This is a genomic window from Bordetella petrii, assembly GCF_000067205.1.
Taxonomy (GTDB): domain Bacteria; phylum Pseudomonadota; class Gammaproteobacteria; order Burkholderiales; family Burkholderiaceae_B; genus Bordetella_A; species Bordetella_A petrii.
This window is the reverse complement of the sequence record NC_010170.1, coordinates 5016612-5041476: the sequence shown is the minus strand read 5'-3', so window position 1 is coordinate 5041476 and position 24865 is coordinate 5016612. Positions and strand designations below refer to the sequence as shown.

General features: G+C 67.2%; 21 protein-coding genes and 1 riboswitch. Of the genes, 11 read left to right on the top strand and 10 right to left on the bottom strand.

The window, feature by feature from the left end; all coding sequences use genetic code 11:
- The first annotated feature begins 23 nt into the window (after nucleotides 1-23).
- From BPET_RS24155 to BPET_RS24145, 4 genes are all read left to right on the top strand, one after another.
- Nucleotides 24-875, top strand: a complete 852-nt coding sequence (locus BPET_RS24155; protein ID WP_012251597.1) for an alpha/beta hydrolase — start codon at nucleotides 24-26, stop codon at nucleotides 873-875.
- A 119-nt stretch (nucleotides 876-994) separates the two neighbouring features.
- Nucleotides 995-1210, top strand: coding sequence for a DUF1289 domain-containing protein (locus BPET_RS24150; protein ID WP_041864425.1), 216 nt, complete (start codon nucleotides 995-997; stop codon nucleotides 1208-1210).
- A gap of 204 nt (nucleotides 1211-1414) precedes the next feature.
- The gene (locus BPET_RS26985; RefSeq protein WP_158310101.1) at nucleotides 1415-1564 is read left to right on the top strand and encodes a hypothetical protein; all 150 of its coding nucleotides are present in this window, start codon (nucleotides 1415-1417) and stop codon (nucleotides 1562-1564) included.
- 671 nt (nucleotides 1565-2235) lie between these two features.
- The gene (locus BPET_RS24145; RefSeq protein WP_012251594.1) at nucleotides 2236-3288 is read left to right on the top strand and encodes a glycosyltransferase family 4 protein; all 1053 of its coding nucleotides are present in this window, start codon (nucleotides 2236-2238) and stop codon (nucleotides 3286-3288) included.
- On the opposite strand, the gene BPET_RS24140 is transcribed toward BPET_RS24145, so the two are convergent.
- The 3 genes from BPET_RS24140 to BPET_RS24130 all read right to left on the bottom strand — a co-directional run bounded on the left by BPET_RS24140 (nucleotide 3257) and on the right by BPET_RS24130 (nucleotide 6570).
- On the bottom strand, nucleotides 3257-4879 hold the full coding sequence (locus BPET_RS24140; protein ID WP_012251593.1) for a TRAP transporter large permease: 1623 nt from the start codon (nucleotides 4877-4879) through the stop codon (nucleotides 3257-3259). The genes BPET_RS24145 and BPET_RS24140 overlap by 32 nt on opposite strands.
- Nucleotides 4876-5445: a TRAP transporter small permease gene (locus tag BPET_RS24135; RefSeq protein WP_081483077.1), complete on the bottom strand. Its 570-nt coding sequence runs from the start codon at nucleotides 5443-5445 to the stop codon at nucleotides 4876-4878. Before BPET_RS24135 ends, BPET_RS24140 begins: the two co-directional genes overlap by 4 nt.
- 120 nt (nucleotides 5446-5565) lie before the next feature.
- Entirely contained in the window at nucleotides 5566-6570 is a 1005-nt protein-coding gene (locus tag BPET_RS24130) for a TRAP transporter substrate-binding protein (RefSeq protein WP_012251591.1), read from the bottom strand.
- Nucleotides 6571-6633: 63 nt separating this feature from the next.
- Between BPET_RS24130 and BPET_RS24125 the strand changes: the two genes are divergently transcribed.
- From BPET_RS24125 to metF, 5 genes are all read left to right on the top strand, one after another.
- Nucleotides 6634-8667: a sensor histidine kinase gene (locus BPET_RS24125; protein ID WP_231852638.1), complete on the top strand. Its 2034-nt coding sequence runs from the start codon at nucleotides 6634-6636 to the stop codon at nucleotides 8665-8667.
- Nucleotides 8664-9296, top strand: a complete 633-nt coding sequence (locus BPET_RS24120; protein ID WP_012251589.1) for a response regulator transcription factor — start codon at nucleotides 8664-8666, stop codon at nucleotides 9294-9296. The genes BPET_RS24125 and BPET_RS24120 overlap by 4 nt, the downstream gene beginning before the upstream one ends.
- A 137-nt stretch (nucleotides 9297-9433) precedes the next feature.
- Nucleotides 9434-9558: riboswitch (S-adenosyl-L-homocysteine riboswitch) on the top strand.
- Between the two features lie 100 nt (nucleotides 9559-9658).
- Nucleotides 9659-11077: an adenosylhomocysteinase gene (gene ahcY, locus BPET_RS24115; protein WP_012251588.1), complete on the top strand. Its 1419-nt coding sequence runs from the start codon at nucleotides 9659-9661 to the stop codon at nucleotides 11075-11077.
- Between the two features lie 79 nt (nucleotides 11078-11156).
- Nucleotides 11157-11492, top strand: a complete 336-nt coding sequence (locus BPET_RS24110) for a phage holin family protein (RefSeq protein ID WP_012251587.1) — start codon at nucleotides 11157-11159, stop codon at nucleotides 11490-11492.
- 12 nt (nucleotides 11493-11504) lie between these two features.
- Nucleotides 11505-12350 carry a methylenetetrahydrofolate reductase [NAD(P)H] gene (gene metF / locus BPET_RS24105; RefSeq protein WP_012251586.1) on the top strand — a complete coding sequence of 282 codons (846 nt, stop codon included), beginning with the start codon at nucleotides 11505-11507 and terminating at the stop codon, nucleotides 12348-12350.
- Nucleotides 12351-12406: 56 nt separating this feature from the next.
- On the opposite strand, the gene BPET_RS24100 is transcribed toward metF, so the two are convergent.
- The 5 genes from BPET_RS24100 to BPET_RS24080 form a co-directional block, all read right to left on the bottom strand.
- Entirely contained in the window at nucleotides 12407-13267 is an 861-nt protein-coding gene (locus BPET_RS24100; protein ID WP_012251585.1) for a proteasome-type protease, read from the bottom strand.
- Between the two features lie 82 nt (nucleotides 13268-13349).
- Nucleotides 13350-14150 carry a transglutaminase family protein gene (locus tag BPET_RS24095; RefSeq protein ID WP_012251584.1) on the bottom strand — a complete coding sequence of 267 codons (801 nt, stop codon included), beginning with the start codon at nucleotides 14148-14150 and terminating at the stop codon, nucleotides 13350-13352.
- Between the two features lie 17 nt (nucleotides 14151-14167).
- Nucleotides 14168-15109 (bottom strand): alpha-E domain-containing protein, encoded by a 942-nt coding sequence (locus tag BPET_RS24090; RefSeq protein ID WP_012251583.1) that lies wholly within the window; start codon nucleotides 15107-15109, stop codon nucleotides 14168-14170.
- A gap of 2 nt (nucleotides 15110-15111) precedes the next feature.
- The gene (locus tag BPET_RS24085; RefSeq protein ID WP_012251582.1) at nucleotides 15112-16545 is read right to left on the bottom strand and encodes a circularly permuted type 2 ATP-grasp protein; all 1434 of its coding nucleotides are present in this window, start codon (nucleotides 16543-16545) and stop codon (nucleotides 15112-15114) included.
- Nucleotides 16546-17648: 1103 nt separating this feature from the next.
- Nucleotides 17649-18329, bottom strand: coding sequence for a 5-formyltetrahydrofolate cyclo-ligase (locus BPET_RS24080; RefSeq protein WP_012251581.1), 681 nt, complete (start codon nucleotides 18327-18329; stop codon nucleotides 17649-17651).
- An 11-nt stretch (nucleotides 18330-18340) separates the two neighbouring features.
- Between BPET_RS24080 and BPET_RS24075 the strand changes: the two genes are divergently transcribed.
- Nucleotides 18341-20431 (top strand): lytic transglycosylase domain-containing protein, encoded by a 2091-nt coding sequence (locus BPET_RS24075; protein WP_012251580.1) that lies wholly within the window; start codon nucleotides 18341-18343, stop codon nucleotides 20429-20431.
- Nucleotides 20428-21534, top strand: coding sequence for a CCA tRNA nucleotidyltransferase (locus BPET_RS24070; RefSeq protein WP_012251579.1), 1107 nt, complete (start codon nucleotides 20428-20430; stop codon nucleotides 21532-21534). The genes BPET_RS24075 and BPET_RS24070 overlap by 4 nt, the downstream gene beginning before the upstream one ends.
- A 202-nt stretch (nucleotides 21535-21736) precedes the next feature.
- Here the strand turns inward: BPET_RS24070 and BPET_RS24065 are convergent, their stop codons facing one another.
- On the bottom strand, nucleotides 21737-22933 hold the full coding sequence (locus BPET_RS24065) for a class I SAM-dependent methyltransferase (protein ID WP_012251578.1): 1197 nt from the start codon (nucleotides 22931-22933) through the stop codon (nucleotides 21737-21739).
- A gap of 35 nt (nucleotides 22934-22968) precedes the next feature.
- Complete coding sequence (locus BPET_RS24060) at nucleotides 22969-24723, bottom strand: DEAD/DEAH box helicase (protein WP_012251577.1); 1755 nt, start codon at nucleotides 24721-24723, stop codon at nucleotides 22969-22971.
- Nucleotides 24724-24865: the final 142 nt, after the last annotated feature.

The following is a 24865-nucleotide window of genomic DNA, read 5'->3' as shown; positions in this document are numbered from 1 at the left end:
CGCTATTCGATTTGCCGCTGCGGATGTTCCGGGTCAATGGCGTCGACATCGCCGCCCGCGTCCAGGGTTCGGGGCCGCCTCTGCTGTTGCTGCATGGCCATCCGCAGACGCACGTCATCTGGCACCGCGTATGGCCGGCGCTTACGCGCCGCCACACCTGCGTGGCTGCCGACCTGCGCGGCTACGGCGATAGCGGCAAGCCGCCGGCCTCGGCAGACCACTCGGCGCATTCCAAGCGCGAAATGGCGCGCGACATGGCCGAGCTGATGACCGCGTTGGGCTTCGACACCTTCGACGTGCTGGCCCACGACCGCGGCGCGCGGGTGGCGCATCGCCTCGCGCTGGATCACGCGCGGCGCGTCGCGCGCCTGATGCTGCTGGACATCGCACCCACGCTCGATATGTACGAAGGCACCACGCGCGCCTTTGCGCAAGCCTATTACCACTGGTTCTGGCTGACCCAGCCGGCGCCGCTGCCCGAAACCATGATCGGACGCGACCCGGCGTTCTATGCGCGTTCGGTGATGGGCGGCCGGCCCGGCGGGCTGGCGCTGTTCGCGCCGCGGGCGTTGGCCGAATATGAGCGCTGCGCCGGCTTGCCCGGCTGGGCCACCGGCATCTGCGAGGATTACCGCGCCTCGGCCACCATCGATCTGGAGCATGACCGCGCCGGCCGGTTGGCGGGCGAGCGGCTGCGCCAGCCGTTGCGCGTATTCTGGGGCGAGCGCGGCGCCGTGGGCCGCAATTTCGACGTGCTCGGCTTATGGCGCGCGGTGGCCGACGACGTGTCGGGCCGGGCCCTGCCGGGCGCGCACTACCTGGCCGAAGAGGTGCCCGAACAGGTGCTGGAAGAGGCGGCCGCGTTGTTTCACTGATGCCCGCCCGGGCGCGGGCGGAACTATCCGCTACGCCAGCAGGGCCATCAAAAAGGGGACGTACGGGGGGTGGTAAGCTGCGCCGCATGAGCAGCAACACACCGCCCAAGGGCAGCAGCATGCCCGATTCCCTCTGCGCCGACGCGTCGCAACAAGCCTTTACCGCCACCGATTCGCCCTGCGTGGCGGTCTGCTCGACCCTGTTCGACGAAATCTGCCGCGGCTGCGGCCGCACCGCGATGGAAGTCTCCAACTGGGTGTTCATGACCGACGAAGAAAAACAGGTCGTCTGGCAGCGCATCCGGTCGCAGGGGTATCCGCGACGTAAGGGTTGAAGCGGGTGTTTTCATTCCATCAAGGGTTGAATCGGGCGTTTCCATCCCATCGAGTGCTTTGATGTAGACGCCTGGGATCGTCGCAATTTTCAGGTGTCAGGCTCCCCACAGGGGTGCCTGACACCGATGTGTGCCGCCGATGTCTCAGCCGTACGGTGTCAGGCACCCTGGCGGGAGCCTGACACCTGGCGGCACTTGGTGTTCATGACCGACGAAGAAAAACAGATCGTCTGGCAGCGCATCCGGGCGCAGGGGTTTCTGCGGCGCAAGGGTATCCGCGACGCAGGGGTATCCGCGGCGCAAGGGTATCCGCGGCGCAAGGGTATCCACGGCGCAAGGGTATCCACGGCGTAAGGGTTGAAGCGGGTGCTTTCATTCCATCAAGGGTTGAAGCGGGCGTTTCCATCCCATCGAGTGCTTTGACGTAGACGCCTGGGATCGGCGCGATTTTCAGGTGTCAGGCTCCCCGCAGGGGTGCCTGACACCGATGTGTGCCGCCGATGTCTCAGCCGTGCGGTGTCAGGCACCCTGCGGGAGCCTGACACCTGGCGGCACTTGGTGTTCATGACCGACGAAGAAAAACAGGTCGTCTGGCAGCGCATCCGGTCGCAGGGGTTTCTGCGGCGCAAGGGTATCCGCGACGCAAGGGTATCCGCGGCGTAAGGGTTGAAGCGGGCGCTTTCATTCCATCAAGGGTTGAATCGGGCGTTTCCATCCCATCGAGTGCTTTGATGTAGACGCCTGGGATCGTCGCAATTTTCAGGTGTCAGGCTCCCCGCAGGGGTGCCTGACACCGATGTGTGCCGCCGATGTCTCAGCTGTACGGTGTCAGGCACCCTGCGGGAGCCTGACACCTGGCAACATCCTGGCAATTCCCTCGCAATATCCCGGCAATTCCCTCGCAATACCCTGGCTATAACCCGGCACGCCTCTGTCTCGCCTTTGACACATTTCTGTCTCGGTCCGGTCATATTGCCCAGGCTAAATCCGGCTGTTGTCCACGCTTTCCGTTCCGGAGAACCCGCATGCGCATCGTGCTTGTCACCGACGCCTGGCCGCCGCAGGTCAATGGGGTGGTTCGCACCTGGACCACGATGCAGCGCCTGCTGACGCTATGGGGCCATGAGCTGATCGTGGTCAGCCCGAATGGCGCGCGCACCGTGCCGGCGCCGTCCGAGCCGGATTTGCGGCTGTGCCTGACGCCCGGCCGGCAATTGCGCAAGGTGTTGCGCGACACGGTGCCCGACGCCCTGCATATCGCCACCGAAGGGCCGCTGGGCCTGGCGGCCCGCCGCATGGCTTTACGCCGGGGCTGGCGCTTCACGACCTCGTTCCACACGCTGTTTCCCGATTACCTGCAGGCCCGCATGGGCATACCGGCGTCGCTGCCGTGGCGATACATGCGCTGGTTTCATCGGCCCTCGGCCCGCGTGCTGGTGCCCACGCCCACTGTGCGCGACATCGTGGCGGCGCGCGGGCTGGCGAACCTGCGGGTATGGTCGCGCGGGGTCGACGCCGCGCACTTCCGCCCGGGTCCGCGCGACGCGCTTGCCCACCTGCCGCGGCCCATCTTCCTCTGCGTGGGGCGCGTGGCCCGCGAGAAAAACCTGGACGCCTTCCTGTCGCTGGACTTGCACGGCAGCAAGGTGGTGGTGGGCGCGGGGCCGGACGAGGGGCGCCTGCGCGCGGCTTATCCCCGCGCGCACTTTGCCGGGATGCAGGCCGACGACGAGCTGCCGGCCTATTATTCGGCCGCCGATGTGTTCGTGTTTCCCAGCCTGACCGATACGTTCGGGCTGGTGATGCTGGAAGCCATGGCTTGCGGCACGCCGGTGGCGGCGTTCCATACCGAGGCACCGCTGGCTGTGATCGAGGCAGGCGCCACCGGCTTCGTCAACGACGACCTGGGCTTGGCCTGCCGCCAGGCGCTGCAGCTGGACCGCGCCGGCGTGCGCGAAGGCGCGCTCAAGCGCACCTGGGAAAAAATTGCGCAGGACCTGCTGGCCGCCCTGGTGCCGCTGACACCGGCCAGGGCGGCCGACTGGCCTATCGCAGCAGGTTCGGCAACCACAGCGTGATTTCGGGCACGTAGGTGATCAGCAGCATGAAGCCGATCATCGACAGCAGCCAGGGGGCCACGGCCACGGTCAGCTCGGTGATGCCCATACGCGTGATGCCGCTGGCCACATAGAGGTTCAGGCCCACCGGCGGGTGGCACATGCCCACTTCCATGTTGATCACGATGAGAATGCCGAAGTGGATCGGGTCGATGCCCAGCTTCTGAGCCACCGGAAAGAGAATCGGCGCCATGATCAGCACGATGGAAGACGGCTCCATCACGTTGCCGGCCAGCAGCAGCAGCACGTTGACCACCAGCAGGAAGGCGATCGGCCCCAGCCCTTGCGCCAGGATCCAGTTGGCCATCAGCTGCGGAATGTTCTCGGACGTCATCAGGAACGAGAACAGTACCGCGTTGGTGATGATGTACAGCAGCATCGCGCTCATGCTGGCCGAGTCCAGCAGCACCTTGGGAATCTTCTTCAGGGGCATGTCGCGGTACACGAACACCGACACGAAGAACGCGTACACGGCGCTCATGGCGGCGGCTTCGGTGGGGGTGAACACGCCCGCATAAATTCCGCCCATGACCACCACGATCAGCAGCAGGCCCCACACGCTTTCCCAGTAGGTGCTCCAGACGCGCTGTGCCTCGAAACGCAGCAGCACCGGGTGCTTGAAGCCGCGGCCCAGCCGATAGGCCACATACAGCCATACCAGCGAGATGATCACGCCGAACAGGCCGATGCCGTCGGCGACGTCGGGCGCGGCGTACGACAACACGGCGTACAGCAGCCCGATCAGCACCGCGGCGGGCACCGTGGTGAACAGCACGCACAGCAGCAGGCCCCACAGCGCGTGGGCGCTGGCCGCCGCCGTGCCATGCTGCTCGAACTCGCGAAAGCGCGGATAGTTGTTGCGCCGGGCAATGAACCAGGTGACAAAGCCCAGCAGCAGCGCCAGCAAGATGCCGGGCACGACGCCCGCGATGAACAGGTCGCCCACCGAGGTGTTGGTGGATACCGAATACAGCACCATAACGATCGACGGCGGAATCAGGATGCCGAGCGAGCCCGAGGTGGTGATGATGCCGGCGCCGAAGCGGTTGGGGAAGCCCTGGCGCACCATGGCGGGCAGGATGATCGAGCCGATGGCCATTACCGTGGCGGGGCTGGAGCCCGAAATCGCGGCGAACAGCGCGCAGGCCAGCACCCCGGCCAGCCCCAGGCCGCCGTGCAGGTGGCCGACAATGCTGGTGGCGAAGTTGATCATGCGGCGCGCCACGCCGCCGTGGGTAAGGAAGCCGCCCGCCAGGATGAAGAACGGGATCGCCATGATCTCGAAATTCTCGATGCCCGTGAACAGCTTCATGGCGACCGACTGCGTGGGCACGTCGGTCATGGTGAACAGGTACGTCAGCACCGTCAGGCCCAGCGCGATCGACACGGGCATGCCGGTGAGCAGCAGCACGATCAGCAGGCAGAAAATGAAGGCGGTCTTGCCGAATGCGAACAGTAACCCGCCCAGCACCAGGGCCAGGATGATGAAGATAAGGCGCGTGGTGCGCGGGTTGCCCTGGGCGGGCACCAACAGGGGCGAGGTGGCGCTCATGCTTGGGCTCCGGGTGCGTGGGTATCGGGTTCGTCCAGGCCTTCAACCTGCGAATGATCATGCTTGGGCAGATCGCCGTGCTTCAGGAAATGCGCGCACACCTGCAGGAAGCGGAAGCACATCAGGTACGAGCCCAGCGGCACGCACAGGAACACAATCCAGCGCGGCAGCTCCAGGTCGGGCGAGACCTGGGTGGTTTGCGACAGGGCCCACACGAACTGGGCGCCCAGCGTGCCGACCACGCCGGTGAACAATGCGCCCGCCAGCAGGCCCACCACGATGTACACCTTGCGCGTTTCCGGCCGCAAGCGGTTGATCATGACATCGACGCCGACGTGGATGCCGGTGCGCACGCCGTAAGCGGCGCCGAACTTGGCCATCCACACGAACATATAGATGCACAGTTCCTGGGCCCAGCTGACATCCATGGACAGCAGCCAGTCTTGCAGGGCCGGCAGGTTGACGCCGGAGGCGTAGCGGTGCAGCACCGCCAGGAAGACGATCAGCGTGGCAGCTCCCATCAGGAAGCTGATCAGCCATTCTTCCAGGTGATCGAGCAGTTTCATCATGGCAAGGGGGCGCATGGCGGCGGCCGGGCAAAGCCGGAACGGCGCGCGGCGCGAGAGGAATATAGGGGCCGCGAAGCGGCCGGGCCGCCGCGGCCTGAACCGGCCGCGGCATGCGGATTACATCGTGTTGCCGGTGGCTTGGTAGATGGCCTGGATCAGGTCTTTGCCGATGCGGCTTTCCTGTTGCTTGTGAACCTTCGACAGGGCTTTTTTCCAGTCGGCCTTTTGTTCGGGCGTCAGGGTGATGAACTCGGTCTTGCCGGCCGCCTTGATTTTTTCAAGGGCGTCGTCGTTTTCTTTCTTGGCGATTTCGTTGCCGTAGGTGGTGGCATCGCGCATGGCGCCTTCGAGCGTGGTGCGGATGTCGGCGGGCAGGCCTTCCCAGAACTTCTTGTTCACGATCACCGCGTAGCCGATGTAGCCGTGGTTCGACAGCGTCAGGTACTTCTGCACTTCGTTCATGCGCTGCGTGTAGACGTTGGACGGCGTGTTCTCGGTGCCGTCGACCACGCCGGTTTGCAGGGCCTGGTAGACCTCGGAGAACGCCATTACTTGAGGAATGGCGCCCAGCGCGCGGAACTGGGCATCCAGCACCTTGGACGACTGGATGCGCATTTTCTGGCCGCGGAAGTCGGCCGGCTCGCGCAGCGGCTTGTTGTCGGTCATGACCTTGAAGCCGTTGTCCCAGAACGCCAGGCCGATGATGCCCTTGGAATCGAGCTTGGCCATCAGTTGCTTGCCCACCGGGCCCGCGGTGACCTTGTGCAGGTCGTCGTAGCTGTCGAACAGGTAGGGCAGGTCGAAGACTTCGAATTCGCGTACGCCCAGCGGGCCGAACTTGGCCAGCGACGGCGCCAGCATCTGCACTGAGCCCAGCTGCAGGGCTTCGAGCTCTTCTTTGTCTTTGTACAGCTGGCTGTTGGGGTAAACCTCGACCTTGACGCGGCCATGGGTGCGTTCTTCAGCCAGTTTCTTGAACTCTTCCGCCGCCTTGCCCTTGGGGGTGTCGGTGGCCACCACGTGGCTGAACTTGATGATGATGGGCTCTTCGGCGGCCAGCGCCGTGCCCGTGATGCCGGCAGTGGTCAGGCACAGGCCGGCGATGAGAAATCGCATCCGCATGGGGGTCTCCTTGTGTAAAGTCTTGGCTTGTTCAGGCCTCGAGGCCTTTATTGGATGGCGAGTATGTTGGACCCGTCTGACGCTGACAATACGTACTTCCCACATTTTTCGCGCTGGCGCCGCCAGGCGCGCCAGCACTGGCGCGTCGGCCTGCCGCTGGCGGCGATCCTGCTGATCGTGGCCGGCGCGGTGGTGGCGCTGGTGCTGTCGCGCGCGCTGGAACACGAGCGGCGCGAAGAGCAGATGATCTCGGACACGCTCTGGGCCGAACAGGCGTTGAGCTTCGAGGCCCATCGCATGATCGAGTCGATCCAGGTGCTGTCGCGCGACCTCGACATCGACACGCCCGGCGATGCCTACGTGTTCGAGCGGCGCGCCGCCGAGCTGCTGCAGCGCAGCCCGGAAGTGCGGCTGCTGTGCCGGGTTGATACGGCGCGCCAGCTGCGCCGCTGCTTTCCGCGCGCGCCGGCCGGGGCGGCCGGCCAGGCGGCGCTGTGGCAGGAAGTGCTCGACCGCAGCCTGCGGCTTGGCCGGCCCTCGGCCATGCTGTGGCCCGGCGCGCCCGAGCCGGGCACGTTGCTGCTGGCGGTGCCGGCGCAAAGCGATGAACCCGGCAACGCCCTGGTGGCGCTGTTGTCACTGCCGCAGCTGCTCAGCGACACGCTGCCCTGGTGGTTCGCGCATGACAACGAAGTGACCCTCACCAATCTCAATGGCGTGGTGCTGGCGGTGCGCGACCCCGGCGTGAAGGGGCGCGGCGTGTATACGCACCGCATGGAAACCGACATTGCCGGGGAGCAGTTTTTCCTGAACGCCAACAGCACCCGCGGCGTGCCGCGCGTGGTGCCCAACATCCTGACCGGTGCGGTGGTGGGCCTGTCGTTGTTGCTGGCCTGGTGCGTGTGGGCCCTGTGGCGCGACCTGATGCGGCGCACCCGCGCCGAAGCGGCCCTGCGCGAGCAGCAGGCGCTGCGCCAGGCGATGGAAAATTCCCTGATGTCGGGCCTGCGCGCGCGCGACCTGGACGGGCGCATCATCTACGCCAACCCGGCCTTCTGTGAAATGGTGGGCTACCAGGCCGACGAGCTGATCGGCCGGCTGCCGCCCATGCCCTACTGGGCGCCCGAAAACGCCGAGCAGTCGCGCCGCCGCCATGAGCAGTTGCTGGCCCGCACCCTGTCGTCGGAGGCGTACGAGTCGGTGTACCTGCGCCGCGACGGCTCACGCCTGACGGTGCTGGTCAGCGAGGCGCCGCTGCTTGACGGCAACGGCCGCCAGACGGGCTGGATGGCTTCCATCATGGACATCACCGAGCAAAAGCGGGCGCAGGAATTTCAGCGCCTGCAAGACGAGCGCATGAACCACATGGCGCGCCTGATGACCATGGGCGAAATGGCCTCGGCCCTGGCCCACGAACTGAACCAGCCGCTGGCCGCCATCAACAGTTATTGTTCGGCGGCTTCCAACCTGCTGGATTACGCCGACCGCGACGCCGCCGCCGCCCGCGACGTAGACGGCGACGTGCATGCATTGGTGTCCAAGGCGCGCATTCAGTCCGAACGGGCCGGCCAGATCATCGGCCGGGTGCACGACTTCGTGCGCAAGGCCGATCCGGCGCTGGCGCCCGTGGCGCTGGCCGAGGTCGTGGAAGAACTGCTGCCGCTGGTGCGGCTGCAAACTACCCGCAGCGGCGAGGCGGTGCAGGTGCAGGCCGCGGCCGGCCTGCCGCCGGTGCTGGCCGACCGCGTATTGCTGGAGCAGGTCTTGTTGAACCTGACTCGCAATGCGTTCGAGGCCATGGCGCACCTGCCGCCGGCCGCGCGACGCGTGCTGATTTCCGTGGAGGCCTTGCCGGACGAATGCGCTGGCCGCCAGCGGGTGGCCGTGCGCGACTGGGGCCACGGCCTGATCGATGACGCCCGCCAGGCGCTTGAGGCGCCGTTTTTCACCACCAAGCCGCAGGGCATGGGCATGGGGCTGGCCGTGTGCCGCTCGGCGCTCGAGCGCATGCGCTCGCACCTGCGCTACGAGGCGCTGGACGTAGGCGCGCGCTTCTATTTCGATCTGCCGGCCTGCAAGCAAGAGGCGCAACCATGAGAAAAATCTACCTGGTCGATGACGACGAAGTCGTGCGCGATGCGCTGGGCGCCTTGTTCCGCTCGCGCGGGCTCAGCCTGGACAGCTATGCCGGGGCCGGCGAGTTCCTGCAGGCATGGGATGCGGACGGCCTGGCGCGCGAGCCCGCCTGCCTGCTGCTCGACGTGCGCATGGCCGGCATGAGCGGCCTGGAATTGTTCGAAACCCTGAAAGAGCGCGGCCTGGCATCGCACCACGCCGTCATTTTCCTGACCGGCCATGGCGACATTCCCATGGCGGTCGAGGCTTTGCGCGGTGGCGCCTATTATTTCCTGGAAAAACCCTATTCCGGCAACCAGCTGGTGGATCGGGTGCTCGAAAGCCTGGCGCACGTGGACGCGGCCAGCGCCGCGCCCGGCCTGGCCGCGGCCGCGCTCGACGTGTTGACGCCGCGCGAGCGCGACATTGCCAGCCACATCGTGGCCGGCCGCACCAACCGCGAAATCGCCGACGCCCTGAATATCAGCGTGCGCACCGTGGAAGTGCACCGCGCCCGGCTGTTCGCCAAGCTTGAAGTCAAGAGCGCGGTCGGGCTGGCGCAGCTGTGGGCGCAGCAGGGCGGGCCGGAGCCCGCGCCCCCGGGGGCCTGACTCCTCAGCCGCCCTTCAGGATGTCATGCCGCTTCTTGGTCTGGCTGGCGATGAATTTGCCGAACTCGGCTGGCGCCACCTCTGACGCGCGCCTGACTGGCCTTGCATGCTTCGCGCCACCCGGTACAATTCGTGTCAGTCCTGAGGAGCGCTGCGACGACCCTGGCTTGTCCCCCACATGCGGGTCGGCCGGCGGGTTGCCAGGCTCAGGAATCTCACCAGGCGCCGCCGCGGCGGCGCCCAGCAACGGCGCTCACCTTTGTCGCAGCGGGCGATAAAGGCGGGCCCCATTTCATTCCGGGTGTTCCGTACGGCCGTCCGCGACGCGCATCGCCGTTGTTTTTTCTACCGGAGCACACACCATGAACGCCGTATCCGACCAAGCCGTTGCCGATTACCACGTTGCCGATATGTCGCTGGCCGCCTGGGGCCGCCGCGAGCTGGCCATTGCCGAAACCGAGATGCCGGGCCTGATGGCCATCCGCGAAGAGTTCGCGGCCAGCCAGCCGCTCAAGGGCGCGCGCATTGCCGGCAGCCTGCACATGACCATCCAGACCGGCGTGCTGATCGAGACGCTGGTGGCGCTGGGTGCCGAAGTGCGCTGGGCCTCGTGCAATATTTTCTCGACGCAAGACCACGCCGCCGCGGCCATTGCCGCCACGGGCACCCCGGTGTTCGCGGTCAAGGGCGAAACCCTTGAAGAATACTGGCAGTACACGCATCGCATCTTCGAATGGCCCGAAGGCCGCCACGCCAACATGATCCTCGACGACGGCGGCGATGCCACGCTGCTGCTGCACCTGGGCGCGCGCGCCGAGCAAGATGCCTCGGTGCTGGCCAAGCCGGGCAGCGAAGAAGAGCGCGTGCTGTTTGCCGCCATCAAGGCCACGCTGGCGCGCGACCCCAAGTGGTACTCGACCCGCCTGGCGCAAATTCGCGGCGTTACCGAAGAAACCACCACCGGCGTGCATCGCCTGTACCAGATGGCGCAGAAGGGCGAACTGGCCTTCGCCGCCATCAACGTCAACGATTCGGTCACGAAGTCCAAGTTCGACAACCTGTACGGCTGCCGCGAATCGCTGGTCGACGGCATCAAACGCGCCACCGACGTGATGGTGGCCGGCAAGATCGCCGTGGTGGCCGGCTACGGCGACGTGGGCAAGGGTTGCGCCCAGGCGCTGGCCGCGCTGCGCGCTCAGGTATGGGTCACTGAAATCGATCCGATCTGCGCGCTGCAGGCCGCCATGGAAGGCTACAAGGTCGTCACCATGGAAGAAGCCGCGCCCCATGCCGACATCTTCGTCACGGCCACCGGCAATTACCACGTCATTACCCGCGAACACATGCAGGCCATGAAAGACCAGGCCATCGTGTGCAACATCGGCCACTTCGACAACGAAATCGACGTGGCCGCGCTGGACGACTGCCAGTGGGAAGAAATCAAGCCGCAGGTCGACCACGTGGTGTTCCCCGACGGCAAGCGCATCATCCTGCTGGCCAAGGGCCGGCTGGTGAACCTGGGTTGCGCCACCGGCCACCCGTCGTTCGTGATGTCCTCGTCGTTCGCCAACCAGACCATCGCGCAGATCGAGCTGTACACCCGCAACGAGGCCTACACGCGTGGCCAGGTCTATGTGCTGCCCAAGCACCTGGACGAGAAAGTGGCGCGCCTGCACCTGAAGAAGCTGGGCGCCAAGCTGACCTCGCTGCGCCAGGACCAGGCCGACTACATCAATGTGCCCGTCGAAGGCCCGTACAAGCCTGATCACTACCGCTACTGATCCTGTAGCACAATAAGAGCGGCCGCGCGCGATGCGCGGCCGCCCTCGCCAGCCCGCTGGCACCTTACCGGAGATCGCAATGACCCTGATACTCGTCTGGATCTTGAATGCCGTGGCCCTGCTGGCCGTGGCCTACCTGCTGCCCGGTATCACCGTGGCCAGTTTCGGTTCGGCGCTGATCGCCGCGTTGGTGCTGGGCCTGCTGAACATGCTGGTCAAGCCGGTGCTGGTGCTGCTGACGCTGCCCATCACCATTGTCACGCTGGGGCTCTTCCTTATCGTGCTCAATGCGCTGTTGTTCTGGCTGGCCGGCTCGATCCTGCGCGGCTTCCAGGTCGGCGGGTTCTGGTGGGCCGTGGCGGGCGCCATTCTGTACAGCATTATTTCCGGCCTGCTTTCGCGCCTGATTCCCTGATTCTTCCTACCGATGACCGCAACTTCCACTCCCGCCCTGAGCCTGGAGTTCTTTCCCCCGCGCGACATCGCCGCCCAAGAACGGCTGGTGCGCGCGGCCAAGCAGATGCTGGCCATCCAGCCGCGCTACGTCAGCGTCACGTTCGGCGCGGGCGGTTCTACCCGCGCCGGTACGGCCGACACAGTGCGCATGCTGCAGAACCTGGGCTGCGATGCCGCCCCGCACCTGTCGTGCATCGGCGCCACGCGCGAAAACCTGCGCGATATCCTGTCGGCCTATCGCGAGCAGGGCGTGCGGCGCCTGGTGGCGTTGCGCGGCGACCTGCCTTCGGGCATGGGCGGCGATGCCGGTGAACTGCGTTACGCGGCCGACCTGGTGGCGTTCATCCGCGCCGAAACGGGCGACGCGTTCCACATCGAAGTCGCGGCCTACCCCGAAATGCACCCGCAGGCCGCCAGCCCGGCGGCCGACCTGAACCACTTCGTGGCCAAGGTCAACGCCGGCGCCGACGCGGCTATCACCCAGTATTTCTTCAACGCCGACGCTTATTTCGATTTTGTCGACCGCGCCCAGGCAAAGGGGGTGTCCATCCCCATCGTGCCGGGCATCATGCCCATTACCAACCATTCGCAATTGGTGCGGTTTTCGGAAATGTGCGGCGCCGAGATCCCGCGCTGGATTCGGCTGCGGCTGGCCGAGTTCGGCGACGACAAGGCTTCCATCCGCGCATTTGGTGTCGACGTGGTGGGCGCGCTGTGCCAGACCCTGCTCGACAATGGCGCGCCGGGGCTGCATTTCTATACGCTGAATCACGCCGAGGCGCCGCTGGCGATCTGGCGCGAGCTCGATCTGGGCTAGCCCGGCGCGTGGGCGGCAATGCCTGACACCCTGTGGGAGTCAGGCGCGCTGACCATTCAGCTGGCCTGCGTGCCGCCCGGGTCTTGCGCCAGCACTTGCAGCGGCGCGGGGTCGGCGGCGCCGCCGCCCGGCGTCAGCCGATGCGGCTGGTGCAGCCGGCCGGCGGCGGCCAGCGAGCCCGTGGACTGGGCTTGTGTCCAGCTGGGGTCGGCAATTTCGCCGAACACCTGGCGCAGCCGTTCGCCCCAGGTCTTGCGGATCATGCGGAAGTACTCATTGTCTTCGTCGATGTGGGCGAAGTGCGTCACGCGCAGCGCGCCGCTCTCGTACACCAGCATGTCCAGCGGCAGGCCCACCGAAATATTCGAGCGCAGGGTCGAATCCATGGAAATCAGCGCGCATTTCGCGGCTTCGTCCAGCGAGGTATCGGGGCGCAGGACGCGGTCGAGGATGGGTTTGCCGTACTTGGCTTCGCCGATCTGCACGTAGGGCACGTCGGGACTCGATTCGATGAAATTGCCGGCCGAATAAATCTGGAACAGCCGGCCGCGCTCGGCGCCGATCTGTCCGCCGAAAATCAGGTTGATATTGAAGTCGACGCCATGCTCGCTCAGGGCCTCGGCGTCGCGGTCGTGCACGCGGCGCACGGCCTCGCCGACGCGGCGCGCGGCCTCGTACATGTCGGGCGCGGACCACAGCGAATCGGGGCTGTCGCTGTCGAGCTGGGCCAGCAGGTTCACCACGGCCTGGCTGATGGCCAGGTTGCCCGAGGTGAGCAGCACCATGACGCGGTCGCCAGGCTGTTCGAACACATTGAGCTTGCGGGCAACGCTGACCTGGTCGACGCCCGCGTTGGTGCGCGAGTCGGACAGGAAAACCAGGCCCGCGTCCAGGCAGGCGGCAACACAGTAAGTCATGGTCGTAGGGTGAAAAACGGCTGGCGTATTGTAGGGGTAGTCGGCCCGGTTTGCCGGCGTGCGCGGCCTGACCTGGCCCTATTTATTGCTGAGCGGCGGCCTGCACGTGCACTGATACCGTCATTGACTCTTCGCCCCCTCCGTGGCGCACGCCGCGCACTGGCGAGGCCGAATCGTAGTCGCGCGCCACGGCCAGCCGGCAATGGCAGTCCGATGCGAACTGGCGGTTGGTGATGTCGATGCTGGTCCAGCCGTCGGGCAGCCAGACGTCGGCCCAGGCATGGCTGGCGGCGTGTTCGGCTTCAGTGTACAGGTAGCCGCTGACGTAGCGGGCGGGCACGCCCAGGCCGCGCACGCAGGCCAGAAACAGGTGGGCGTGGTCCTGGCACACGCCATGGCCCAGGGCCAGCACCTGGCTGGCGGCCGTGGTTACGTCAGTGGTGCCCGGTTCGTAGGCCACGCGGTCGCAGATGGCGCCAGCCAGCGCCAGCGCGTCGGCCGGGGTGCGCAGGCCGTCGGGCAAGGTGGCGCGGGCGAAATCGAGAATGACCTCGTCGGCCTGGGTCAGCGGCGTCTGCACGCAATAGGCATGCACCGGCAGGCGGTTGTCTTCGGCGCGCAGCCGGCCGTCGAGCAGAGGGGCGATGTCGACCTGGCCGGTGACGCACAGCTCGATGCTGTCGTGCGGCCGCGTCAGGGTGAGCATGTGCGTGATGTTGCCATAGGCGTCCACCTGCTGTTCCAACGGGCCGGGCGCGTCGATGCGCCAGCGCAGCGTGCGCTGGTGCTCGTCCTGGCGCGGGGTCAGGCGCAGGGTCTGGATACTGTAGCCAACCGGCGTCGTATAGCGGTATTGCGTGACGTGCCTGATGAGATGCTTCATGCGGGTCTCCGGGGACTTCAAGCGGCCAGCGGCACCAGGAAGTCCTGGCTGATGCGGTTGCCCAGGTCGTTGATGCGGTCCAGGAAGCGTTCCAGGTAGCGGTGCAGGCCGCCGCGCAGAATGTCTTCGACGCGGCCGTAGCGCAGTTCGGCGTGCAACAGCCCGGCGCGCCTTTCGGTTTCGGCCGAGCGCTGGTTCGACACGCGCTCCAGGTCGCCTGTCAGCGCCTGCACGGAGGCCAGCAGCGAGCGCGGCATGTCGGGCCGCAGGATCAACAGTTCGGCCACGCGGTCGGGCGTGATCACGTCGCGGTACACCTTGCGATAAATTTCCAGGCCCGACACCGAGCTCAGCAGCGCCGCCCAGCGGTAGAACTCGCTGGCGCGCGCCGCCGTGTCGACATCGGTTTCGTGGAACTTCACGTCGAGCAGGCGCGCCGTGTTGTCGGCGCGTTCCAGGTGCATGCCCAACCGCAGGAAGTGCAGGGCCTCGTCTTCGAGCATGGTGCCGATGGTGACGCCGCGCGCCAGGTGGGCGCGGAATTTCACCCATTCGAAGAACTTGCCGGGACTGCGTTCGGGCAGTTGGTCTTGCAAGTGCCGTTGCAGCTCCAGCCAGGTGGCGTTGTAGGTTTCCCAGACTTCGGTGGTCAGGCTGCCGCGCACGGCGCGGGCGTTTTCGCGGGCAGCACGCAGGCAGGCGTAGATGGACGACGGGTTGGCGGGCTCGCGCACCATGTAGTGCAGCACGTCGAGCGGCGTAACGGCGGGGTAGCGCGCGTCGTAGCCATGCTGCAGTTCGGATATGTGCAGCACGGCGCGCCACAGGCCATCGCGCGTGGCGGCGTCCTGGGGCATCAGCGACATCTGCAGGTTCACGTCCAGCATGCGCGCGGTGTTTTCGGCCCGCTCGATGTAGCGGCACATCCAGAACAGGTTGTCGGCGGTACGGCTCAGCATGATCAGTCTCCCAGTACCCAGGTGTCTTTGGTGCCGCCGCCCTGGCTGCTGTTGACCACCAGCGAGCCTTCGATCAGCGCCACCCGGCACAGGCCTCCCGGCACGGTGCGGATTTCCTTGCCGCACAGCACATAGGGCCGCAGGTCGACGTGGCGCGGCGCCACGCCCGACTCGACATAGGTCGGCACGGTCGACAGCGCCAGCGTGGGCTGGGCGATGTAGTTGGCCGGCCGGCTGCGCACGCGCTCTTTGAAGGCCTCGATCTGCGCGCGCGTCGACGACGGCCCCACCAGCATGCCGTAGCCGCCCGCGCCGTGCACTTCCTTCACCACCAGCTCGTGCATGTGGGCCAGCACGTGCGACAGCTCGTCGGGCCGCGAGCAGCGCCACGTGGGCACATTGGCCAGAATGGGCTCTTCCTGCAGGTAGAAGCGGATCATGTCGGGCACGTACTGGTACGTGGATTTGTCGTCGGCGATGCCGGTGCCGATGGCATTGGCCAGGGTGACGCGCCCGGCCCGGTACACCGACAGCAGTCCGGGCACGCCCAGGGCAGAATCGGCGCGAAAGCTGAGCGGGTCCAGGAAGTCGTCGTCGACGCGGCGGTAGATCACGTCGACCCGGCGCGGGCCCCGGGTGGTGCGCATGTATACGTTGTTCTGCTCGACGAACAAATCCTGGCCCTCGACCAGCTCCACGCCCATCTGCTGGGCCAGGAAGGCGTGTTCGAAATATGCCGAGTTGTACATGCCCGGCGTCAGCACCACCACGGTGGGGTCGTCGGTGCTGCGCGGCGCCACTTCGCGCAGATTATCCAGCAGCAGGTCGGGATAGTGCGCCACCGGCCTGACGTTGACGCGGCCGAACGCCTCGGACATCAGCCGCATCGACATCTTGCGGTTTTCCAGCATGTACGACACGCCCGAAGGCACGCGCAGGTTGTCTTCCAGCACGTAGAACTCACCGGCGCCCGCCCGTACGATGTCCACCCCGGCGATGTGGCAGTAGATGTCTTCGGCCACGTCTACATCCTGCATCTCGGGACGGTATTGCGCATTCAGGAAAACCTGTTCGGCCGGCACCACGCCGGCCCGCACGATGTCATGGCCATGGTAGATGTCGTGGATGAACAGGTTCAGCGCGCGCACGCGCTGCTTCAAGCCAGCGTCCAGGCGCTGCCATTCGTCGGCGGGAATGATGCGCGGGATGAGGTCGAAGGGAATCAGTCGTTCGGTGCCGGCCTCGTCGCCAGCCACCGAGAAGGTGATGCCGACACGCCGGAAGCTCAGGTCGGCCTCAATTTGCCGCGCCGCCATCGCGTCGGCGGATTGCTGCGACAGCCATTGCGAGAACGCCTGGTAATGCGGCCGCACCTCGCCATGGGCGTCAAGCATTTCGTCATACGCCGCGGTGGGCGCAGGCTGGGGATGCTGCATGGCTCCTCCTGTGTACGATCCGGGCCTGCCGCGTGATCCGGATGGAGCCTGCGGCCCGAAGCGGGGGCGCGGGCTGCATGCGCCGTACAGTCTTCAGGCAGCCCCTGTGCCAGCCCGGGCGGGCGCAAACATTGCCCGCCCGGGCCTGAAACCGTTGTAGCAGAAGGGCTGCGAAGCAGGTAGCAGGGATGCCCCTAGGCGGCACCGCCCAAGGCGCGCTTCAGCGCAGTGTGTCGGCCCATCCCAGGCCGTCCCAGGTGTCTGACTCCGAAGGTGTCAGACACCGTGGGGTGCCACGGCTGCCGCTATGGTGCGGTGTCAGGCACCTGCGGAGCCAGACACCTGCGGAGCCAGACACCTGGCCAGACCCGTGCTGGCCAGGCATTCAGATGCCTGATACTCGAGGGATGAGCCTGGCTGCCTCAGAACAGGTGTCTGACTCCGAAGGTGTCAGACACCGTGGGGTGCCCCGGCTGCCGCTATAGTGCGGTGTCAGGCACCTGCGGAGCCAGACACCTGGCGAGACCCGTGTTGGCCAGGCATTCAGATGCCTGATACTCGAGGGATGAGCCTGGCTGCCTCAGAACAGGTGTCTGACTCCGAAGGTGTCAGACACCGTGGGGTGCCACGGCTGTCGCTATAGTGCGGTGTCAGGCACCTGCGGAGTCAGACACCTGGCGAGACCCGTGCCGGTCAGGCATTCAGATGCCTGATACTCGAGGGATGAGCCTGGCTGCCTCAGAACAGGTGTCTGACTCCGAAGGTGTCAGACACCGTGGGGTGCCACGGCTGCCGCTATAGTGCGGTGTCAGGCACCTGCGGAGTCAGACACCTGGCCAGACCCGTGCCGGTCAGGCATTCAGATGCCTGATACTCGAGGGATGAGCCTGGCTGCCTCAGAACAGGTGTCTGACTCCGAAGGTGTCAGACACCGTGGGGTGCCACGGCTGCCGCTATGGTGCGGTGTCAGGCACCTGCGGAGCCAGACACCTGGCCTGACTCCTGACGAGACACCTGGCCAGACACCTGACCAGACACCTGACGAGAAGGGCTGCGAAGCAGGTAGTAGGGATGCCTCTAGGCGGCACCGCCCAAGGCGCGCTTCAGCGCAATATGTACGATCCGATCGTGCTGCCCGATGGCGCGCCGGGTCCGAGCAGGGGCGGCTGGGGCACCCAGCCGTCGGGCGTGAGCACCGCGTCGAGCTGCACGTCATGCTCGGCCGGCTGGTACTCGGTGTCGATCAGGCCTTCGTTCCAGGAGATGCCGATGGCGGTGAAATCGTGGCCCGACTGGCGCAGGGCGGCCAGCGTGCGGTCGTAATAGCCGCCGCCATAGCCCAGGCGGTCCGCCTGCAGGGTATAGCCCAGCGTGGGCACCAGGATGACGTCGGGGCGCAGCGCGGGGCGGTCAGCCATGGGCTCCTGCACGTTATAAGGGCCGGGACTCAGCGCATCGCCGGGCGCCCAGGCGCGGAATTCGAGCGGCGCGGCGGCTTCGCGGATGGCGGGCAGGGCCACGGCAATGCCGGCCTGCGCCCATTGTTCGAGCAGGGGGCGCAAATCGGGCTCGTGCTCCAGCGGCCAGAAGGCCGCCACCGAGGCCGGGGCGCGGTGGCCGCGCTTGGCGGCCTGCTCGCGCGCGGCGTTCAGCCAAGTGTACAAGCGGCCGCGCATAAGCAGGCCGCCACGGCTGCGCTGCGCCTCGGGCAGTGCAGCGCGGGCTTGTCGCAATCGCGCGCGTAGCGCGACTGCGTTATTCTGTGCGGAATTTGGAATGTTCATGCGGGTCGGCAATGCGTCAGTGGCTTGAATCGGGACGTTATCAGAAATCGGCGCAGGCCGAGCCACGCAGGCGCCGCTGGCTGCCCATGCTGGCGTTGTTTACGGCGGCTTGCACGTCGGTGGATGCCCAGCAGCCGCAGCAGGTAGCGCTGGCGGCGCCGGCCGAAAACGCGCGGCCCGTGATTTCGGTACCGCCGGTCAAGCTGGCCGGCTTGCCGCCCATGCCGCAGACGCCCGCCTTGCAGGCAGTGGTGGCGGCGCGCGAGGCCAATGAGCGCAAGCAGTGGTCGGTGCTGGGCATGCTGGCGCCGCAGGCGCGCGGCGACCTGTTGGGTAATTATCCGCAGTATTGGCTCTTGCGCTACCAGTTGGCGAATCCGCCAGGCAACGTGTTGCCCAAAGCCGAGGCGGCGCGTTTTCTGCAAGATTACGCCGGCACCTATCTGGCCGAACGCCTGCGTGGCAGCTGGATTCTCGCCGCCGCGCGCAGCGGCGACTTCGAAACCGTGCGCGAACTCGGCGACCTGCCCGGCGCCAGCCCGCAAATCCAGTGCGCCATGCTCGAAGCGCGCCACATGACCGGCCAGCGGGCCACCGCCCGGCAGGCGCTGGAGGTCTTTTCGCCCGGTAAATATTGCTGGAATCTGTACGACCAACTGGTGGCCGACGGCGTCCTGGGCTGGAACGACATCCAGCCGCAGCTGCGCGCCGCCATCGAAACCAACCGCACGGGCGACGCGCGCCAGTTTGCCAGTTACATCTTCGAGCCGAGCGACCAGAAAGCCTTCGACGCTCTGCTGAAAAGCCCCATGAAGTGGCTGACGCGGCGCGACCACAAGCTGGTGGGCCGCAACGAAAAAGAGCTGGCTACCGTGGCGTTGGCCCGGCTGGCCCGTGAAGATCTCGATGTTGCCGATTCATACCTGCGCCGCCAGTGGGCCAACAGCCTGCCCAAGTCGGACCTGGCCTGGGTGCGCAGCCAGTACGCGCTCATCGCCGCCCTGAACCTCGACAGCCGGGCCGACGACTGGTACCGCGAGGCCGGCCTGATCGAGCTTACCGACTACAACGGGGCCTGGCGCGTGCGTTCCGCCCTGCGTCGGCCCAAGATCGACTGGCGCTGGGTCATCGCCGCCATCGAGCGCATGCCCAAGGCCCAGCAGGCCGAAGAAGTGTGGGTCTACTGGAAGGCGCGCGGCCTTGCCGCGCGCGGACACGACGCGCAGGCGCGCGAGGCCTATGCCAGCATCGCCAGCGAATACAACTTCTATGGGCAGTTGGCGGCCGAAGAGCTGGGCCGCCGGATCACCGTGCCGCCGCGCCCCGCCCCGGTGACCGACCAGGAAATGAACGAAGCCCGCGCCAACGCCGGCCTGCAGCGCGCCGTGCATTTGTTCCGGCTGGGCTGGCGTTCCGAGGCTGTGGGCGAATGGAATTTCGCGCTGCGCGGCATGTCCGACCGCCAATTGCTGGCAGCCGCAGAACTGGCGCGCGCCGAAGACATCTACGATCGTGTCGTCAACACCTCGGAGCGCACCGAAAGCATCGTGGATTTTTCGCAGCGCTACATTGCCCCCTTCGAGGGCCGCGTCACCGCCCAGGCCAATGCGATCTCGCTCGACCCCGCGTGGGTGTACGGCCTGATCCGCCAGGAGTCGCGCTTCGTGACCGACGCGCGCTCGCACGTGGGCGCCTCGGGCCTGATGCAGCTGATGCCGGCCACCGCCAAGTGGGTGGCGCGCAAGATCGGCATGGCCGATTTTTCGCCATCCAGCGTCAACGATTTCGACACCAACACCATCCTGGGCACCAATTACCTGAACATCGTGCTTACCGGCCTGGACGGCTCGCAGGTGCTGGCCAGCGCCGGCTACAACGCCGGGCCGGGGCGGCCGCGCAACTGGCGCGCGACCCTGTCGCATCCGGTCGAAGGCGCGATTTTCGCCGAGACCATCCCGTTCACTGAAACCCGCCTGTACGTCAAGCACGTGATGTCCAACGCCACCTACTATGCCGCCATGTTCTCTGGGCAGCCGCAGTCGCTGAAGGCGCGGCTTGGGCAGATTGAGCCGCCGTCGGTGCGCACCGCAGAGCTGCCGTGAGCGCGCCCGAGCCGACCACGGCCCACGATCCCGACTGCGACGGCCTGCAGGTGTATATCGTGGGCGGCGCGGTGCGCGACGCGCTGCTAGGGCAGCCCGCGGGCGACCGCGACTGGGTCGTGGTGGGCGCCACGCCCGAAGACATGGCGCGCCGCGGCTTCATTCCCGTGGGGGGCGATTTCCCGGTGTTCCTGCATCCGCGCACCAAAGAGGAATACGCCCTGGCGCGCACCGAGCGCAAGTCGGGCCGGGGCTACAAGGGCTTTACGTTCTATACCGGCGCCGACGTCACGCTGGAACAAGACCTGCTGCGGCGCGACCTTACCGTGAATGCCATTGCGCGCACGCCGCAAGGGCAGTTGCTGGACCCGCTGAACGGCGCGGCCGACGTTCGCGCCCGCGTGTTGCGGCATGTGGGCGAGGCATTTGCCGAGGACCCGGTGCGCATCCTGCGGTTGGGCCGCTTCGCGGCGCGTTTCGGTGACTTCACCGTGGCCCCGGACACCCTCGCCCTGTGCCGTCGCATGGTCGAGAACGGCGAAGTCGATGCGCTGGTGCCCGAGCGGGTCTGGAAAGAACTGTCGCGCGGGCTGATGGCGGCCACGCCCTCGCGCATGCTCGACGTGCTGGCGCAATCGGGGGCCTTGGCGCGAGTCATGCCGCAACTGCAAGACATCGACATCGTCAGCGCCGACCTGGACCGCGCGGCCGCCGCCGGGTTGCCGTTGCCGGGCCGCTATGCCTTGTTGTGCCGGCTTGCTCCGGAACGCGATGCCCTGAGCCGCCGCCTGCGCGTGCCGACGGAATGCGCCGACCAGGCGCGCCTGTTGCCGCGCGTGGTGGATCAGGCGGGCGCCGCCGACCCGCCAGCCCAGCTGGCGTTGATGGAATCTTGCGACGCCCTGCGCAAGCCGGATCGCTACGCCGCGCTGCTGCAGGCGGCGGCGGTGGTGGTTGCAGTCGACCAGCCTGCCTGGCAGCGCCGCGTGGATGCGGTGCGCGGCGTAGACGCGGGCGCCATCGCCCGCCAGTGCGCCGGCGACCCCGCCCGCATCAAGCCAGCGCTGCAGCAGGCCCGCCTGGACGCGCTGGCGGCGTTGTAGCGACAGTGTTGCTGCAAGCCCCGCAGGGTTCAGGCGGCGCAGATGTTGGCAGGTGTCTGGCTCTGCAGGGTGCCTGACACCGTGGTGTGGGCAGGCTGCCTCAGCAGTGCGGTGTCAGGCAACTTTCGGGAGCCTGACACCTGGTTAGGCGACCGAGTCAGACACCTGCAAATAACGGCCCGGCCGCCGGCTTGCACCCAGCCTACAGCGACGGCAGCCGGTTTCCGCGCGTGAAGCCGCGCAGCGGCGCGGGCATGTCGCGCCCCACGGCCAGCACCTTGAATAATTCCCCCATTTCGGCCTCGCTGAGCAGCTTTTGCACTGGAGCCACCACCTGCGCGTAGTTGCGCGCGTCGGCGGGGTCATGGCGGGCCAGCAGTTCGGCCAGCCCGGCGTTCATCAGGAACCGCGCCTGCGATGTGTAGCCCAGCACTTGCAGCCCCGCACCCTGCGCGGCGTCGGCCATGGCGGTGAAATCGACGTGGGCGGTAATGTCTTGCACGCCCGGCGCGGCCAGCGGATCGGCGTGGGCGTGATGGCGCAGGTGGCACATCAGCGTGCCGCCCGCGCGCTGCGGATGGTAGTACTCGCCGCGAGGGAACCCGTAGTCGAACAGCAGCGCGGCGCCGCGTTCCAGCCAGCCGCCCATGGCCTGCATCCAGGCTTCGGCCTGCAAATTGATTTCGGACACGTAGCCGGGCAGGGGCGGCATGCGCGCGGCCACCGCGCGGGCCAGCGGCTCGCCGGCCGCGCGGTCTTGCCAGATGAATTGGCCCGCGGCATCCAGCGCCACGCCGCGCTCAAGCAGCACGCCGTCGTCGTTCCAGCGGAACAACGACACCGGCATTGCGTCGAGCACTTCGTTGGCCAGTACGCAGCCCGCGAAGCGCTCGGGCAAGGCATCCAGCCACTGCACGCGGGCGCCATATCCGGCCAGGCGCGCCTGCTGGCGCGCCCGCAGGTCGGCCGACACTTCGATGATGCGGTATTGCGCGCTGATGCCTTGCGCGTCCAGGGCCGCCAGCACGCTGTCGGCCAACGCGCCGGTGCCGGCGCCGAACTCCAGCACGGTGTCGGTGCCGGTGGCGGCCAGGATGTCGGCCGCCTGCCGCGCCACGGTGTGGCCGAACAGCGGAGTCAGTTCGGGAGCAGTAACAAAGTCGCCCGGCGCGACGGGCAGGCCGTCGGGCGTACGCGCGGCTTCGGCGCTGGCCAGCTTGACGTTGCCGGCGGCGTAATAGCCCAGGCCGGGGGCATACAGGGCCTGGGCCATCCATTGGTCGAATGGCAGCCAGCCATCGCGCTCGGCGATGGCCTGGCGCAGGTGCGCGGCCATGCGCGCGCTGTGGCGCGCGCTATCGGGGTCGAGGGAGGGAAGCGAGGCGGCGGGGCGTTGCATGGGCGCTATTGTCCCATGCCGCCTGCGCCGCTGGTTCAGCCGCGGCGCGAGCCGCCGGGCTTGCCGTAGTGCTTGGCCGGGCCGCCGGCGCGCTGCGCGAACGGCTTGGACGTCGGCCGGAAACCGCCGGGCCGGCGCTCGGCGCCGCGGAAGTCACCGTCGGCGCGCGCGGCGCGGGGCTGGAATTCACCACGTTGCTGGAACTCGCCACGCGGCTTGAACTCGCCGCGCGGTTGGAATTCGCCACGCCGGCCGCCGTCGCGCTGCGGGCGCGGCTCGTAGCCGGCCGTGGGGCGCGCATCACGCTCGGCGCGCCAGTCGCCGTGCTGGGGACGGTCGCCAAAGGCGCGGGCCGGGCGGAAATCGTGCTCGCCAGCCGGACGGGCCGGCCGTTCGTCGCGGCCGCGCCAGCTGTTTTCACGCGGCTTGAATTCGCTGCGGAAACCGCCCTCGCGCGGCTGGAATTCGCCGCGGGGAGCGCCGTCGCGCGGCTTGGATTCGTAGCCGCGCCAGCCGCCGCCTTCGCGCTGTGCATCGGCCCGGAAGCCGCGCCCTTCGCGGAACTGCGGCCGATCGCCGCCGAAGCCGCCGGGACGCTTGCCGAACGGCTTGCCGCCGCGGCCGGGGCCCCCCGTGAACGGGCGCGGCGTGCGCTTGGGCTCCAGGCCGGCAATGGTTTCGGGCGTGATGGACTGGCCGATGTAGTGTTCAATGCGGCGCACCTTGTGGCGCTCGGCGTGCGTGGCCAGCGTGTAGGCCTGGCCGTCGCGGCCGGCGCGGCCCGTGCGGCCGATACGGTGCACGTAGTCTTCGGCTTGCATGGGCAGGTCGAAGTTGACCGCGTGGCTGATGCCTTGCACGTCGATGCCGCGCGCCGCCACGTCGGTGGCCACCAGGATGCGCAGCTGGCCGCGCTGCAGCTGGGTCAGCGTGCGGGTGCGCTGGCGCTGGTTCATGTCGCCATGCAGGGCGGCGGCCGCGAAACCCTGGTCGGCCAGGCGGTCGGCCAGATCGTCGGCGCCGCGCTTGGTGGCGGTGAACACGATGGCCTGGTCCAGCTTGGCGTCGCGCAGGACGTGATCCAGCAGTTGCATCTTGTGGCTGGCGTCGTCGGCGTACAGCAGGCTTTGCGTGATGTTGGTGTGCTTTTCTTTCTGGCCCGCCATTTCGATGCGTTGCGGTTCACGCATCATGCGCGCGGCCAGCTTGGCCACGGTGCCGTCCAGCGTGGCCGAGAACAGCAGCGTCTGGCGCTCTTGGGGCAGGCGCTCGATGATGGTTTCGATGTCTTCGATGAAGCCCATGTCCAGCATGCGGTCGGCTTCGTCAAGCACCAGGGTGTGCACGGTGTTCAGTTTGACGCGACCGGCCTTCAGGTGGTCGATCAGGCGGCCGGGGGTGGCCACCAGCACGTCGACGCGGCGCGACAGCGCCTTCAATTGCGCGCCGTAGGGCATGCCGCCCACCACGGTGGCGGTGCGCAGGCCCGGCAGGTTGCGGCCGTACGATCCCGTGGCTTCCGTGACCTGCAGGGCCAGCTCACGGGTGGGGGTCAGCACCAGCACCTGCACGCCCACGCCCTTGTTGCCAGGCTGGCCGGCAATGCGGTTGAGCGCCGGCAGCATGAAGGCGGCGGTCTTGCCGCTGCCCGTTTGCGACGACACCATCAGGTCATGGCCGGCCAGGGCCTGCGGAATGGCGGCGGCCTGGACCGGGGTAGGGGCGGAAAAACCGGCTGCTTGAAGGGCCGACAGCAGGGTGGGCGCGAGACCCAGGGTTTCGAAAGACATTGCTTGTCCTTGCCGCGCAAGGCGGCATATGTGCCAGGCAAGCCGAAGGATGAGCGGCCGGATCCGGGCGACGGTTGATGGAGCATCGGGCCGACCGGATCAACCGTGCGCGCGGCGCGTCAGAGAAACGCGAGGCGAAAGG